The 15245-nt window shown below is 70.1% G+C and carries 12 protein-coding genes; 6 read left to right on the top strand and 6 right to left on the bottom strand.

Annotated features, from left to right (window positions below; genetic code table 11):
• Positions 1-27: 27 nt before the first annotated feature.
• Genes D7Y11_RS24860 through D7Y11_RS24850 form a run of 3 tightly spaced genes read right to left on the bottom strand, consistent with a single transcriptional unit; the run spans position 28 to position 2873 of the window.
• Complete coding sequence (locus D7Y11_RS24860) at positions 28-1689, bottom strand: DUF6178 family protein (protein WP_126934945.1); 1662 nt, start codon at positions 1687-1689, stop codon at positions 28-30.
• 39 nt (positions 1690-1728) lie between these two features.
• On the bottom strand, positions 1729-2349 hold the full coding sequence (gene yihA / locus D7Y11_RS24855) for a ribosome biogenesis GTP-binding protein YihA/YsxC (protein ID WP_120575605.1): 621 nt from the start codon (positions 2347-2349) through the stop codon (positions 1729-1731).
• Between the two features lie 11 nt (positions 2350-2360).
• The gene (locus D7Y11_RS24850; RefSeq protein ID WP_120575604.1) at positions 2361-2873 is read right to left on the bottom strand and encodes a multiheme c-type cytochrome; all 513 of its coding nucleotides are present in this window, start codon (positions 2871-2873) and stop codon (positions 2361-2363) included.
• A 135-nt stretch (positions 2874-3008) separates the two neighbouring features.
• Here D7Y11_RS24850 and D7Y11_RS24845 point away from each other — a divergent pair, with 135 nt between their 5' ends.
• The 6 genes from D7Y11_RS24845 to D7Y11_RS24820 all read left to right on the top strand — a co-directional run bounded on the left by D7Y11_RS24845 (position 3009) and on the right by D7Y11_RS24820 (position 11981).
• On the top strand, positions 3009-3491 hold the full coding sequence (locus D7Y11_RS24845) for a hypothetical protein (protein WP_120575603.1): 483 nt from the start codon (positions 3009-3011) through the stop codon (positions 3489-3491).
• Positions 3492-3494: 3 nt separating this feature from the next.
• Positions 3495-4091 carry a dephospho-CoA kinase gene (gene coaE / locus D7Y11_RS24840; protein WP_120575602.1) on the top strand — a complete coding sequence of 199 codons (597 nt, stop codon included), beginning with the start codon at positions 3495-3497 and terminating at the stop codon, positions 4089-4091.
• 23 nt (positions 4092-4114) lie between these two features.
• Positions 4115-5284 carry an SDR family oxidoreductase gene (locus D7Y11_RS24835; protein WP_172809084.1) on the top strand — a complete coding sequence of 390 codons (1170 nt, stop codon included), beginning with the start codon at positions 4115-4117 and terminating at the stop codon, positions 5282-5284.
• Positions 5285-5829: 545 nt separating this feature from the next.
• A complete protein-coding gene (locus tag D7Y11_RS24830; RefSeq protein WP_121753094.1) occupies positions 5830-10977 on the top strand; it encodes a myxosortase-dependent M36 family metallopeptidase in 5148 nt (1715 codons plus the stop codon).
• 123 nt (positions 10978-11100) lie between these two features.
• Positions 11101-11496 carry a MaoC/PaaZ C-terminal domain-containing protein gene (locus tag D7Y11_RS24825; protein WP_120596265.1) on the top strand — a complete coding sequence of 132 codons (396 nt, stop codon included), beginning with the start codon at positions 11101-11103 and terminating at the stop codon, positions 11494-11496.
• Positions 11497-11498: 2 nt separating this feature from the next.
• Positions 11499-11981 carry a MaoC family dehydratase N-terminal domain-containing protein gene (locus D7Y11_RS24820; RefSeq protein ID WP_120575598.1) on the top strand — a complete coding sequence of 161 codons (483 nt, stop codon included), beginning with the start codon at positions 11499-11501 and terminating at the stop codon, positions 11979-11981.
• An 18-nt stretch (positions 11982-11999) separates the two neighbouring features.
• Here the strand turns inward: D7Y11_RS24820 and D7Y11_RS24815 are convergent, their stop codons facing one another.
• The 3 genes from D7Y11_RS24815 to D7Y11_RS24805 form a co-directional block, all read right to left on the bottom strand.
• Entirely contained in the window at positions 12000-12776 is a 777-nt protein-coding gene (locus D7Y11_RS24815; protein WP_120575597.1) for a tetratricopeptide repeat protein, read from the bottom strand.
• Between the two features lie 3 nt (positions 12777-12779).
• On the bottom strand, positions 12780-14627 hold the full coding sequence (dnaK, locus tag D7Y11_RS24810) for a molecular chaperone DnaK (RefSeq protein WP_126934944.1): 1848 nt from the start codon (positions 14625-14627) through the stop codon (positions 12780-12782).
• A gap of 18 nt (positions 14628-14645) precedes the next feature.
• On the bottom strand, positions 14646-15245 hold a 600-nt coding region (locus D7Y11_RS24805), incomplete at its 5' end, for a tetratricopeptide repeat protein (RefSeq protein WP_126934943.1).

Raw genomic sequence — 15245 nt, 5'->3', positions numbered from 1 at the left:
CCGCCGGGCCGGGCAAGGCTGAAAAAGCTACGGGACCGGGGCGCTCTCCATCGGTAGGACCGCGGAGGCGATCAGATCCAAACGCCCCTCGCGCAGCCACGCCGGCCCCAGCTCCGACAAAAGCCGCGCCAGCGTGACGTTCACCACCCGACGCAGCTCCTCACGCGCGGGCTCCGGCACCACGGGCGAAAGCGCCGCCACCGCGCGCTCCGCCGCGCTCGCACGCAGGCGAGGTGCATCCGGAGTGCCTTCGAACAGGCGCTGGCCCAGCTCCACCGTGCGCCCCAGCGGCACGGGCCGCACGTCCACGCCCTCCTCCAGCACGGCCATGGACACGACCGCCGCCCACAGCCGCTCCACGCCCAGCACGTCCAGCGACACGCCGAAGCGCGCCAGCACCGTGTGCGCCGCGTCCTCGGAGCCGCCCAGGAGCGCGCCCAGCGCCGCCACCTGTCCCTCCGCGCGCGCGAGCAGTGCTTCCGAACCGGCCACCTCCCGCAGCGAACGGAACGGGACGGGCTCCGCGCCCGGGACGCGCAGCGCCCGCCGGGGACGCTTGCGCCGCAGGGCCTCCAGCGCGGCGGCCTCCTCCGGGAGCACCAGCGGCACGTCCTCCAGCTTCATGAAGGGCGCCTTGAAGAGGCGATCCGCGCGGTACTTGAGCTGGAGCGTCAGCGTGAAGCCCACCTGGAAGACGCGGCGCAGGGGCGTATCCCGCAGCACGTCCGGCGCCTTCGCGGGGTCGGCGCCCGTCAGGTGCTCCAGGCCCAGCGACAGGTAGTCGCGCACCCATTCGCCCACGCGGCGCACGGCGTCCAGGTCGCCCGGGTCGCCCAGCTCCGCGACGAGCACCGCGTTGGCCACTTCCCGCAGCTCGTCCTCCGCGTTCATCCGCTCCACGTCGGACAGGTCCCGGAAGGCCGCCTCCAGGTAGTCCAGGTGGCCGCCCGTGGCGGTGAGCGCGGGCGTCCCGGGCCCCGTGGGGCGCGGCGGCACGTCCACGCGGCTGAAGAGGGCGAGCGCGTCTTCCAGCGACGGGAAGCCCAGGTCGGCCAGGCGCGCGCGGCGGAACTGGAACGCGGTCTCCTCCAGTTCGGAGGGAATCTCCCAGCGCACGGCCTCGAAGAGGCGCACCGCTTCGAAGGGGTTCTCCGCGATGAGGTCATTGAGGAGCGCGCGCATGGCGGACGCCTCCACGCCCTCCACCTTCACCTCCACCAGGTAGCGCCCTTCCGGGGTCTCCATCGTCAGGCCCTGCGGGTTGACGTCCGGGTTCTCCTCCAGGTCGTGGACGACGGTGAACTCCTTGAGGAGCGTCTCCACCACCTCCAGGTCCACCGCGTGCACCTTGCGCAGGAAGTCCTCCGGCTCGTCGCCGCGCGCGGCGCGCAGCCAGGTGAGCACCGCGTGAGGGTCCAGCTTGTCCTTCGCCCAGCCGCCCAGGTCCACGAAGGTGCGGAACTGCGCGGGCGACGCCAGCTGCACGAGCTCCGTCGTGTCCGCCAGCCCCACCTCCTGGATGGTGACGTAGAGGTCCTCCGCGGGCAGCGAGCGCACCAGCGCGGGCGTGTCCTCCGCGTCGAAGAGCGCCGCCACCCGCTGGCGCGGAGACAGGCGCATCAACCGCTGACGCTCCTCGCGAGGCGCGAGGGGCGAACCACCACCATTCGTCTTGCCGTTCTGGGACACGCCGGGGGTGCTACCACAGCGCGCCTACGGCCGGCAGCCTCAGACGCGGGTGGCCTTGCCGAAGGTGTCCAGCAGCGTGCCCCAGACCTCCTCCACGCCCAGCTTCTCAGTGGAGGAGAACGGGATGACCGCCTCGCGGGGCAGCTCCAGTTGCTCCGCGACCTTGTGCAGCCGGGGCTTGCGCTGCGCCTTCGTCAGCCGGTCCACCTTGGTGGCCACGACGAGGATGCGGCGGTTGTGCTCCTGGAGGTAGTCCAGCGTCTGCATGTCCTCCGGCGTGGGGCCAATCTCCGCGTCGATGATGCTCACCACCACCTCCAACCGGTGCCGGTTCTTGAGGTAGGTGGTGATCATCTCCTGCCACTGGGCCTTGTCCGCCTTGCTCGCCTTGGCGAAGCCGTAGCCGGGCAGGTCCGCCAGGCGCACCGTGTGGCGCACGCCGTCGCGGTCCAGGTCGATGTCGAAGAAGTTGAGCGTGCGGGTACGCCCCGGCGTGTTGGACACGCGCACCAGCTTCCGCCGGTTCGTCAGGGCGTTGATCATGGACGACTTGCCGACGTTGGAGCGGCCGACGAAGGCCACCTCCGCGCCGTGGTCCGTGGGCAGCCCCTTGAGCTCCACGGCGGTGGTGACGAAGCGGGAATCGAGGATCTTGATCAAGCGGAGGTCACTTACTTCTTCGCCGTGGCCGGAGCCGGCGTGGAGGGGGCGGCGTCCGCCCGGGTCTGCTGCTTGCGAGCGCGCTCGGCGGACCAGTGGTCGATGGCCTTCAGCGCTTCCTTGAAGTCGAACGGGCGCAGGGACGGCGAGGACGCGTCATGGCAGGTGCGGCACTGCTTCTCCGACGGGTCCACCAGCCCCACCAGCCGCGCCAGCTCCGGGTCCTTCATCACGTAGGACGGCGAGTAGTACTGCCCGCCGCCGTGGCATGTCTCGCAGGTGACGGCCGCCAGCTGCTGCTCCGCCTGGTCCGGCGCGTGGCAGGACAGGCAGCGCGCGTCCTTCTTCTGCCCTTCCGCCAGCGTCTCGGTCGCACGGGCGTGCTTGGACTTCATCCACGCGTCGTACGCCTCCGGGTGGCAGCCCTTGCAGCTGTCGGGGCCCGTGAAGTCCGCGGCGCCGGCGAGGCCGCCGGAAACGGCGAGCAAGAGGGCGGAAAAGACCCGGAAGGCACGAGAAGACATGCCTTGAGCACGTAGCAGAGGCCCCTGGAGGGGGCAAGGCGTCTCGTTCGTGATTGAATACCGGGCGGACAGCTGCGTGGCTTGAGGTAACGGACCTTGAGGCGTGCCTGCCTGATCCGCTAGGGAGGAGTCGAGATGCGCACCCCTGTGATTGCCGTCCTGTTCGCCGTTGCCGTCGCTGCCGTCTCCCTGCCTGCTTCCGCCAAGCCGTGGCAGGGCATCGAGCCCGGGTCCTCCAAGAAGGAGGACGTGGTGAAGAAGTTCGGGGAGCCGTCCCGGACCATGAGCCAGGAGGGCAAGGAGATCCTGGCCTACTTCGCCAAGGAGGCCATCAAGGGCACCACCCAGGCCCAGTTCAAGGTGGACCCGGCCACCCAGATGGTGGAGCGCATCGACGTGTTCCCCGGGCCCGTCATCGAGAAGGACACCATCGAGAACAGCTACGGCCCCGCGTGCCCGGCCGGCGCCATGCCCGCCACGCCCTGCTACCTGCGCAAGCTGACGGACGACTTCCGCACCTACTTCCTCTACGTGAAGCTGGGCGTGGCCATCTTCTTCAACGAGGACGGCAAGACGGTGCAGTCCTTCGTCTTCACCACCCCCAAGGCCGCGAAGTAGCCCGTGCACGTCTTCGGACTGACGGGTGGCATCGCCTCCGGCAAGAGCACGGTGAGCCGGATGCTGCGGGAGCTGGGCGCGCGCGTGCTGGACGCGGACGTGCTCGCCCGCGAGGTGGTGGAGCCCGGCACGCCCGGCCTGAGGCGCATCGACGAGCGCTTCCCCGGCGTGGTGGGCCCCGACGGCCGCCTGGACCGGGTGAAGCTGGGCGCGCACATCTTCGCGAACGCCGAGGAGCGGGCCGCCCTCAACGCCATCGTGCACCCGGAGGTGCGCGCCCTCTTCCTCCAGAAGCTCCAGGCGTTGGAGGCGGAAGGGGTCACCCACGCCGTCTACGACGTGCCGCTGCTCATCGAAACGGGGCTGCACCAGGCCATGGAGGGCGTGGCCGTGGTGTGGGTGCCGCGCGAGGTGCAGAAGGCGCGGCTGATGACGCGCGACGGGCTCCTGGCGGACCAGGCGGAGGCGCGGCTCCAGGCGCAGATGGCGCTGGACGACAAGCGCGAGCACGCGACCTGGGTCATCGACAACAGCGGCGCGCCGGAGGCCACCCGCCCTCAGGTGGAGGCGGTGTGGCGGGCGATGCTCGCACACGGCTGACGGGCGGTTATGCTGCGCCGCGCATGAGCGAGACGTCCAAGACGCGGCAGGGCCCTGGCACCTACTTCATCACCGGCTACCCGGGCTTCATCGGCAAGCGGCTGGTGGAGCACATCGCGCGGGAGGACCCGAAAGGGCACATCTACGCGCTCGTGCAGCCCAAGGCCTTCAAGGAGGCGCAGTCGCTCGCGGCGAAGGTGAAGGGCGCGCGCGTGGAGCTGCTCACCGGTGACGCGGTGGACATGCACCTGGGCCTGTCCGGCGAGGAGTACCAGCGCCTGTGCGAACGGGTGACGGACATCTTCCACCTGGCCGCCGTATCGCAGCTGGGCGTGCCCAAGGAGACCGCGTGGCGGGTGAACGTGGACGGCACGCGCAACCTGCTGGAGCTGGCGCGCGACTGCGAGAACCTCTCCCGCTTCAACCACTTCTCCACCTGCTACGTGTCCGGCGACCGCGTGGGCGTCATCGCCGAGGACGAGCTGGACCGGGGCCAGTCCTTCCGCAACGCCTACGAGGAGACGAAGTTCCAGGCGGAGCGGCTGGTGCAGCGCGCCTCCGCCACCCTCCCCGTCACCATCTTCCGTCCGTCCAGCGTGGTGGGCGACTCGCGCACGGGCGAAATCGATCGCTTCGAGGGCCCCTACTACCTGGGCATCCTGCTCGTCACCTCCCCGCTGGTGGTGCCGCTGCCCCTGCCGGGCAACGGCGTGGCGCCGCTCAACGTCGTCCCGGTGGACTTCGTGGTGGAGGCCGTGTGGCGGCTGTCGCGTGACGCGCGCGCGAAGGGGCGCATCTTCCACCTGGTGGACCCCAACCCCATGAGCGCGCGGCGCGTGTACGAGCTCATCGCGGAGAAGTCCCACAAGCGGCTGCCGCGCTTCAACCTGTCCGCGCGCGCCGCGGACGTGATGCTGCGGCTGCCCGTGCTGGAGAAGCTGGCCCGGCCCCAGCGCGCCGCCATCAGCTACGTGAACCACCTGGCCATCTACAACTGCCACAACACGCTGGAGCTGCTCGACGGCACCGGCGTGCGGTGTCCGCCGCTGTCGTCGTACCTGGATCAGCTCGTCGCCTACGTGCGGGAACAGTACAAGCAGCGCAAGGAGGGCGCGGAGGTCGAGGATCCACTGGACCACGGTCCACTGCCCTCTTCGGATGAAGGCGCGCCGGCACCGCGCTCGCGCCGCTGAACAGGGTTCGGGCCCGCAGGCAAGGTGCGGCGCGCCACGTGTCACACGCTCGCGCCCGCCTGGCCGCTACGGCTTATTCCAGACTGCCAATTGTTACTGGGTTGCTAACGCAAAATTGAGGGGCCCCCCCTCTATGCAACGAAACAGTGTCCTGGTTAGCATGCGCTCCCACTGAATCTGGCGCGGTGAAGACAACCGCGGCCAGAAGAGTGGGTTGGAGAGCAGCGCTTGCCGGTGACCGTAGACAGTCGATTCGGATGGGCCGCCCCGGGTTCGGGTATGGCGCCCCGGCTGTCCAGCTTGTCGCAGCGCTTCGCACCCGCCCTGCTCGCCTCGCGCGTGCCGCCTTTCCACGCTGAGTTCCCCGCTCACGTCGCCAATGCGACCTGTGGCGTTGGGCTGCGTTTCCTATCGGGCTGTTGTCCACCCAGGGTCCACCATCCGTAAGGAGCGGTCCGCCTCCCCCGGCGGACTTCTCCTGTCGCAGTCGTCGTCACTCGCAGTCCCCTCGTCCGGCAGTTCATTACCCCCAAGAAGGAAGGCGCATGCGTCTCAGGGAAAAGCTGTTGACCAGCCTGCTGCTGGTGCCCATCGCGGGTACCAGTGCGTGGGCCAAGGAGCGGTCGAACTTCGACGCGTTCCTGGAGCAGCGGGACTCCCGCTCTCTCGCCGTGGATTCGAACACGGCGGTGTCCCGCGGGCTTCGCATCGAGCAGACCGAGCAGCGGCTCGGCGTGCCTACGTTCGCCTGGGCGACGCAGGAGGGTGCGCAGTCCAAGTCCGTCATCCGCGCCGGCATGACGGCGGAGAGCGCGGCGCGCGCGCACCTGCAGTCCGTGGCGGACAGCTACCGCCTGACGCGTGACGACGTCGCGGGCGCCAACCTGCGCTCGATGCACAACACCGGCAAGGGCGCCATCATCGCGACCTTCACCCAGTCGGTGGGTGGCATCCCCGTCTTCCGCAACGAGATCAAGGTCGTCATGGGCCAGGACCTGCGCCTGGTGGCCGTGAGCGGCTACCTGGCCCCGTCCGAGCTGGCGCTCTCCGCGCGCACCAAGGCGCGCGCCGGCTTCAACCTGGGCGCCGCGGACGCGGTGTCCGGCGCGTTCAAGGACCTGACGGGCTCCGGCACGCAGGCCACCTCGTTCATCAACGCGGGCACGAAGGGTGACTACACCTTCTTCGAGCTGGCCCCCGCCACGAAGTCCGCGCTGCCGCAGGACCTGGCCACCCCGGCCCGCGCCCGGCAGGTGTACTTCATGCTGGCCGGCAACCTGGAGCCGGCCTGGTACGTGGAAGTGAACGCCGGCCCCAAGGCCGCGCGCTCCAGCCAGTACTTCGGCTACGTGGTCTCCGCGGCCACCGGCAAGGTCCTCTTCCGCAACGACCTGACCGCGGACGCGGGCACGGCCTTCACGTACAAGGTCTGGGCGGACCAGGCGTCCCCGTTCATCCCGGAGGACGGTCCCCAGGGCAACGACGCGACCCCGCACCCCACGGGCACCCAGGACGGCTACCAGGCCCCGCTGAACCGCCCGGCGCACGACATCACCCTGGCCAACAGCCCCTACAGCAGGAACGACCCCTGGCTGCCGGCCAACGCCACGCAGACCACGGGTAACAACGTGGACGCGTACGCGGACCTGGTCGCGCCGGACGGCTTCCAGCCCGGCACCCGGGACACCCGCGCGGAGACGACGAGCGACAACACCTTCTCGTACGTCTACGACACGACCAAGGCCCCGGGCATCAGCACCGAGCAGACCAAGGCCTCGGTGGTGAACCTGTTCTACGTGAACAACTTCCTGCACGACTGGTTCTACGACTCCGGCTTCGACGAAGTCGCGGGCAACGCCCAGTCGTTCAACTTCGGCCGTGGCGGCGTGGAGAACGACCCCATCCAGGCCCAGGCGCAGGACTACGGCGGTCGCGACAACGCGAACATGAGCACGCCGGCGGACGGTGCGTCGCCGCGCATGCAGATGTACGTGTTCAACGGCACGCCGGTGCTGTCCGTCACGGCGCCCGCGTCCCTCGCCGGCGTCTACGAGGCCTCCTCCGCGAGCTACGGCACGCAGGCCTACGACATGCCGGGCGAGATCAAGGCGGCCCCCGAGGCAAACCCCCTGGGCTGCACGCCGTTCGAAGCCGGCTACTTCACCGGGAAGGTCGCGCTCATCGACCGCGGAGTGTGCAACTTCGTCATCAAGTCGCTCAACGCGCAGAACGCGGGCGCCATCGCCACGATCATCACGAACAACTCGCCCGGCAGCCCCATCTCCATGGGCGGCAACGGCATTGATGACGCCAAGGTCAAGACGCCGTCCCTGATGATCACCCAGGAGGCGGGCAATGCGTGGAGGGCGGCGACCGAGCCCATCACCGTGACGTTCCTGCGCGAGCCGAACCAGGACCGCGACGGTACGCTCGACAACGGCATCATCGCGCACGAGTGGGGTCACTACATCAGCAACCGCCTCATCGGTAACGCCGCGGGCCTGAGCAACAACCAGGGCCGCTCGATGGGCGAGGGCTGGGGCGACTTCCACGCCATGCTGATGCAGGTTCGCGAGTCCGACCGGACCAAGGCGGGCAACGGCAACTGGCAGGGCGTCTACAGCACCGCCGGCTACGTCACCAGCGGTGGCAAGAACCAGGGCTACTACTTCGGCATCCGTCGCCTGCCCTACTCGACGGACATGAGCAAGAACGGCTACACGTTCAAGCACATCGCCAACTTCACCCCCCTGCCCACGGACGCGGGCACGCGCACGGACAGCAACAGCGAGGTCCACAACAGCGGTGAGGTGTGGGCCACCGCGCTGTGGGAGTGCTACGCGAGCCTGCTGAACGCGCACCCGTTCGCGGAAGCGCAGAACCGCATGAAGCAGTACCTCGTGGCTTCCTACAAGGCGACGCCGAACGCGCCGACCTTCACGGAAGCGCGTGACGCGGTGCTGGCCGTCGCGCTCGCGAGCGACCCGGCGGACTACCAGCGCTTCGTGGCGGCCTTCGCCAAGCGCGGCCTCGGCTTCGGCGCCAAGTCGCCGGACCGCGACGCGTTCGACCACATCAGCGTGACGGAGAGCTTCGCCACGGGCGGCAACCTGGAGGTCACCGGCATCACGCTGACCGACAGCGTGTCCGGCTGCGACCAGGACGGCATCCTGGACATCGGCGAGCAGGGTGAGCTGAAGATCACCGTGCGCAACGTGGGCGGCAACGGGCTGAGCGCCTTCGCCGGCACCGTCAGCAGCACCAGCACCACGGCGACGCTGGAGTTCCCGAGCGGCGGCGCGATCAACATCCCCGCCCTGTCGCGCGGCGCTTCCGCCACCATCACCGTGCCCGTCAACGTCACCGCGGTGTCCGGCTCGCCCGCGCGCGCCGGCATCAAGGTCGCCTTCGACTCCACGGAGATCCCGGCGGGGGCGAAGACGGCGACGTTCGATCCGCGCGTCAACTACGACAACGTTCCCACCACCAGCGACACGGAGACGTTCGAGTCCGGCCTGGCCGGGTGGACGGTGTCGCAGAACGTGTCGCCCTCCGGTGACTGGACGCTGTCCGGCACGCCGGAAAACCGGTTCGCGAATGGCAGGGATCCGGGGACGATCGCGGAGACCACCATCACCAGCCCCTGGCTGACGGTGGATGACGCGGCTGACTTCGTGATGAGCTACGACTACCGCCACTCCTTCGAGTTCGACTCCAACGCCTCCTACGACGGCGCGGTGCTCGAGTTCACGGTCGACGGCATCGACTGGATCGACCCCTGGGACCTGTACCCGGTGGTGAACGCGGAGGTGGGCTACGTGGACTACATCGCCACGGGCGGCGGCAACCCCCTCGAGGGGCTCCCCGCGCTGGCGCAGGTGAGCCCGGACTTCCCGGACTTCTCGCCTGTGAGCATCAACTTCGGGACCTTCTTCCCCGACCTGGGCCTCAAGAACGTCCGCTTCCGCTTCCGCATCGGCGGTGACGTGGCCGTGGGTGGTTACGGCCTGGACGTGGACAACGTGAAGTTCGAGGGCGCCACGGCGGTGTTCTCGGGCCAGGCGGAGCAGCCGGCCTCCACGGGCACGTGCAACGTGCCTCCGGTGGCCAACGCGGGTCCGTCTCGCGTGGGCACGGCGGCGGTCGCCGAGGGCACGCTCGTCAGCGGCGTCCTCAACCGCGCCACCATCACCCTGAACGGCACGGGCAGCTTCGACCCGGACGCCGCCGCGGGTGAAGCACTCACCTACAGCTGGACGCAGACCGGTGGTGCCACGCCTGTCTCCCTGAACGGCGCGGACACCGCGACGCCGAACTTCGTGGCGGACGTGGACTACACGGACACCCTCACCTTCCAGCTCGTCGTCACCGACGCGTCTGGCAAGGCGAGCGCCCCGAAGACGGTGGACATCCAGATCAACAACGTGAACCAGCCCCCGGTGGCCGCGGCCTCCGCGCCGGCGACGGTGGACGAGCGTGACACCACGCCGGTGACGCTGGACGCCTCGGGCTCCACGGACGCGGACGTGATCCACGCGAACACGCTGACGTACTCCTGGGCCCGGACGGGTGGCACCACCCCCGCGGTGACGATCACCAACGCCACCCGGGCGAAGGCCACGTTCCTGGCTCCGGAAGTGACGGCGGACACGCAGCTGAACTTCACGGTCACCGTGACGGACAGCAGCGGTGCGAAGTCCAGCAAGGCCGTCGCCGTGACGGTGAAGAACGTGGACCGCGCTCCGGTGGCCAACGCCGGCGCGGACTTCGAGGCGGATGCTCGCGCCACGGTGACGCTGACCGGCTCCGGCACGGATGCGGACGGCACGGCGGTCACCTACCTGTGGGAGCAGACGGGCGGCACCAACGTGACGCTGACGGGTGCGGACACGGCGACGGCGAGCTTCACGGCGCCGGACGTCAGCGCCCCCACCGAGCTCACCTTCAAGCTCACGGCGACCTCCGGCGGCCAGTCCGGGTCCGACCTGGTCAACGTGACGGTGCGCAAGGCCAACCGCCACCCGGTGGGCCAGGCTCCTTCCGCCGTCGACGCGGATGAGGGCAGCAACGTGGAGCTGGACGCTTCCGGCATCACGGATCCGGACGGTGACGTGCTGACCTACACCTGGGCCCAGGTCGGTGGCCAGCCGGTGACTCTCGACAGCACGACCGCGGCGAACGTGAAGTTCACCGCGCCGCAGGTCCAGGTCGATACGGCCCTGGCCTTCAGCCTCACCGTGACGGACTCCGACGGCGCCACCTCTGGCCCGTTCGTCTACACGGTCAACGTGAAGCAGGTGAACCAGGCGCCGGTCGCCAAGGTCCGGGTCATCTCGGGCGTGCGTGGCGGTGAGCTGGTGAAGATCGACGCCGCGACGTCGACGGATCCGGACAACGAGACGCTGACCTACACCTGGGCCCAGACGGGTGGCCCGTCCGTGACGCTGACCGGCGCCAACGCCGCCGAGGCCAGCTTCACCCCGCCGGCGAAGAAGACGCTGGAGAACTACGCCTTCACCGTGACGGTGAAGGACGCGGCCGGTGCCACCAGCACCGCCGAGATCAAGGTCTCCGTGCCGAAGGCCGACGACGACGGCGGCGGCTGCTCCTCCACGGGCGGCTCCGCTGGCGGCATGGCGCCGCTGATGGCGCTGTTCGCGGCGATGGCGTTCGCTCGCCGTCGCAAGGCGTAAGCCGGCGCTTCATCCTGAAGCCCTGAAGTGACGAGGGGCGGTCCTCACGCGAGTGGGGGCCGCCCCTTCTTCATTTCCCGTGGGCATCCACGGACAAAGGGATGCGGTAGGCTCGCGCGCCTCATGGCACGCACGTTCCAGGTGGGAGACACCTTCACGCACGTCCGCCAGTGCGACCGGCTGCGGCCGGTGTATTACGCGGGCGCTTCCGGGGACTACAACCCCATCCACATCGACCCGGAGGTGGGCAGGCAGGCCGGCTTCAACGGCGTCATCCTCCAGGGGCTCTGCACGCTGGGCTGGGCAGTGGAGGCGGTGGCCGTCTTCGTGGGAGACCCGGGGCTGGTGCGCCGGGTGAGGGTGCGCTTCTCCCGGCCGGTGCTGCCAGAGGACACCGTCACCTTCCAGGGCCGCGTCACCGCCGTCGCGGACGGCCGGCTCACCACGGAAGTCACCGCCACCAACCAGCGCGGCGAGCCCGTCCTCCGGGGCGCCGTCGTCGAAACCTCGCTCGGATAGCCATGGCCCTGGACCCCAAGTTCGTCGGCCGTGCGTACGGCCCCTTCACCTATGAGATTGGCCGGGAGAAGCTGCGCGAGTTCTCCCTCATCCTCGGAGGCTCCGTGCCCTCCGCGGGCACCTTCGGCGAGCCCCCGGCGCAGGTGAGTCCCCTGCTCTACTCGCAGGAGGCGGCCCAGGCGGGCCCGTACGGCGACGTCATCGCCTTCCCCAGCTTCGCGGTGGTGTTCGCCATCCGCCCCTTCAGCGCCGCCATCGCGGACCCGGAGCTCGGCGTGGACCGCGTGCGGCTGGTGCACGGGGAGCAGGAGCTGGAGTTCCTGGGCGTGATGCGCCCGGGGGACGTGCTCACCACCACGGGCGAAATCACGGAGCTGTACCGCAAGGCCGGGATGGACTTCCTCGTCGTCACCACGGAGACGCGCAACGCGAAGGGCGAGCCCGTGGTGCGCGGCGTGTGGACGGCCGTCATCCGCCCCGGGTGACGCGGATGCCCCGTGCGCCTACTCGCCGGGGGCGATGATGCCCTCGTCGAGCAGCTGCGCGAGGATGCGCGCGGTGTCCAGGCGCGACATGCCGGACAGCGCGAAGAGGTCGTCGAAGCTCACCGCGCCGTCAATCTGCGCCAGCACGAAGCCCGCGCGGTGGTCCAGGTTGAGCCAGATGATGTCGTCCGGCTGCAACCGCACGCGCGGCATGCGGTGCAAATCTCCCAGCCGCGCCTCCAGCATGGCCACCAGGATGCGCTCGCTGCGGTCGCGCAGCGCCTCCACGCGCGGGTTCTCCGGCGCCAGGAACTGGGCCCGGCGCAGGAGCTCCACCGCGCCGGAGTGGTCATCCAGCGCCAGCAGGTCCTCCGCGCCCCGCAGCAGGCTCTCCACCTCCGAGCCCTCCGGCAGCCCGCCCGCCGGAGTGAAGGTGTCCGGCAGCCCGAACTCCTGCGTGCGGTGCGCCTCCGCGATGAGGTCCAACGCGTCGCCGCGCACGCCCGTGCCCTCGGGCAGGCTCACGGATTCACGCAAGGGGGCTTGCACAGGGCCGGGCTCGGAGGGACCGGCCCAGACGCCCCAGTCCGCCTCCTGATCCGGGCCCGTCAGGTTCCAGCCGGTGTCCCCGCCGGCCTCCACCGGGCCGTCCCGCCCCAGCAGCCGGCGCGCGCGCGCGTTGCCCGGGTCCAGCTCCAGGGCCCGGGTGAACAGCTTCTCCGCGCCGGCCATGTCGCCACTCAGTCGCAGCAGCAACCCGGCTTCGACCAGCGCCTTGGCGCGGAGCGCGTTCATCGCCTACCTCCCCGGCGTTCCGCGCGGGCCGGCCGAGCGCAACAGCGGCAGGCTCTGGGCCAGGGCCTCGCAGGCCCGGGTGAGCGCGCCCACGTCTTCCACGCCGCGCGCCTGCCGCGCGGAATCCAGGGCGGCCTCCGCGCGGGCGATGACGTCCGGCGACAGGCCTCCGGCCCCGGGCATGAGCCGCACGCGGGAGAGCGCGTCCACCAGGTCGCGAGCCAGGATCTCCAGCTCCACGCGCTTGGCCTTCAGCTCCTCGGTGTTGCGCGCCGCCACCAGCCAGTCGCGCTGCTCGTCCATGATGCGGCGCAGCTCGTCCTCCGTCAGGCCGCTGGAGGCGGTGACGGTGATGGACTGGCGCAGGCCCGTGTCGCGGTCGCGCGCGGACACGGACACGATGCCCTCCGCGTTGATGTCGAACGTCACCTCAATCTCCACCTGTCCGCGCGGCGCCTCGCGCAGGCCGGTGAGGAGGAACTCGCCCAACAGCTCGTTGTGGTGCGCGAGCTCGTGCTCGCCCTGGAGCACCATGATCTTCACCGTGCGCTGGAAGTCCTTGGAGGTGGCGAACACCTCCGTGGCGGACGTGGGCACGGTGGTGTTGCGAGGAATCAGCCGCCGCACGTAGCCGCCGGCGATGGCCACGCCCATGCTCTGCGGCGTGACGTCCAGCAGCAGCAATTCGCTCTGCTGGCCCACCAGCGCGTACGCCTGGATGGCGGCGCCCAGGGCCACGACCTCCTCCGCGTGCACGCCCTTGCAGGGCTCGCGGCGGAAGTACTGGCGCACCTGCTCCACGATGCGGGGCATGCGCGACATGCCCCCCACGAGGATGACCTCCTTCAGGTCCGAGGGGCGCACCTTCGCCTCGCCCAGGACTTCCGACGTGATGCCCACCAGGCGCTCGCCCAGGTCCGCCGTGAGTTCCTCCAGCTTCTCGCGGGTGAGCGTGGACTGGAGGTGCAGCGCGGCGCCTCCGCCCGGCGGCGTGCAGATGAAGGGCAGGTGCACCTGCGCCTCCTTCACCGACGACAGCTCCACCTTCGCCTTCTCCGCGGCGTCCTTCAGCCGCTGCAGCGCCATGCGGTCCTTGCGCAGGTCGATGCCGTGTTCCTTGGCGAAGCCGAACACCATCCACTCGATGATGCGGTGGTCCCAGTCCTCGCCGCCGAGGAAGGTGTCACCGCCGGTGGCCACCACGTCGAAGATGCCGTTGTTGATCTCCAGCACCGACACGTCGAAGGTGCCGCCGCCCACGTCCAGCACGGCGATCTTCCCGTTCACCGTGCGGCCGAAGCCGTAGGCCAGCGCCGCCGCGGTGGGCTCGTTGATGATGCGCAGGACGTCCAGCCCCGCGATGCGGCCCGCGTCCTTGGTGGCCTGGCGCTGGCCGTCGTTGAAGTAGGCCGGCACGGTGATGACGGCCTGGGTGACGGGCCGGCCGAAGTGCGCCTCCGCGTCCGCCTTCAGCTCCGCCAGGATCATGGCGCTGACCTCCGGCACGGCGAGGTCGCGGCCCGCCAGCCGGATGCGCACATCGTCGTGCGCGCCGCACACCACCTGGTACGTGAGCGCGCGCAGCGCGTCCTGCACCGGGTGCGAGGAGTACTTGCGGCCGATGAGGCGCTTGGCCGCGGACACCGTCTCCTGCGGGTTGGTGATGGCCTGGCGCTTGGCGATGCCACCCACCAGGCGCTTGCCGTTCTTCGACACCGCCACCACGGACGGCGTGAGGGGCTGGCCGGTGCGGTTCTTGATGATGATGGGCTGACCGTCCTGCACCGTGGCGACGAGGCTGTTCGTCGTCCCCAGGTCGATGCCAATCAGCGGTTCGGGCTCAGCAGCCATGGGGACGCATGCACCTCATCACGTGAACGTCCAGCGCAGCTTCTTGAGGGCGGCGCGAGCGTCGGCGTTGTCGGGGTCCAGGCGCACGACCTCCTCGAAGTGGTGCTTGGCCTGCTTCTTCTGCCCCGCCACCAGGAGCACGTGGGCCAGCAGCAGCTGGTAGTCCGCGCGCCCCGGCTTCAGCTCCACCGCGCGCTGCGCGAGCTTCATCACCTCTTGCGCATCCTGCGCCAGCTCCCGGCCCACGCGCGCCGCCTGGAAGGCCGCCTCCGGGTTGTCTCCGTTGAGCGACACGGCCAGCCGGTAGGCCGCCTGCGCCCCGGCGAAGTCGCCGCGCATCTCCAGTTCCTGGCCACGCTCCACCTCCGCCTGCGCGCGCGTCAGGTCGTGCTTGCGGCGCGCCTCCACCAGCAGCTGCGCGACCTCGCGGTTCTTCGGGTCCAGGCCCAGCACGTGGTTGAAGTCCTGGTAGGCCCGCTCGAAGTCCCCGCGCGCGGTGGCCGCCCTGCCCCGGGCGATGAGCTCCGTGAGCTTGTGGCTGCGCGCCATGTACGGGTGGCGAGCGAAGCGGGCCTGGCGCTCGGCGCGGCGGGCCTCGGACTCCGCGTCGTCCGGGGG

Source organism: Corallococcus sp. AB018 (assembly GCF_003986945.1).
GTDB classification, from domain to species: Bacteria; Myxococcota; Myxococcia; order Myxococcales; family Myxococcaceae; genus Corallococcus; species Corallococcus exiguus.
The sequence above is the reverse complement of the archived record's forward strand: the minus strand, read 5'-3'. Positions and strand labels throughout refer to the sequence as shown.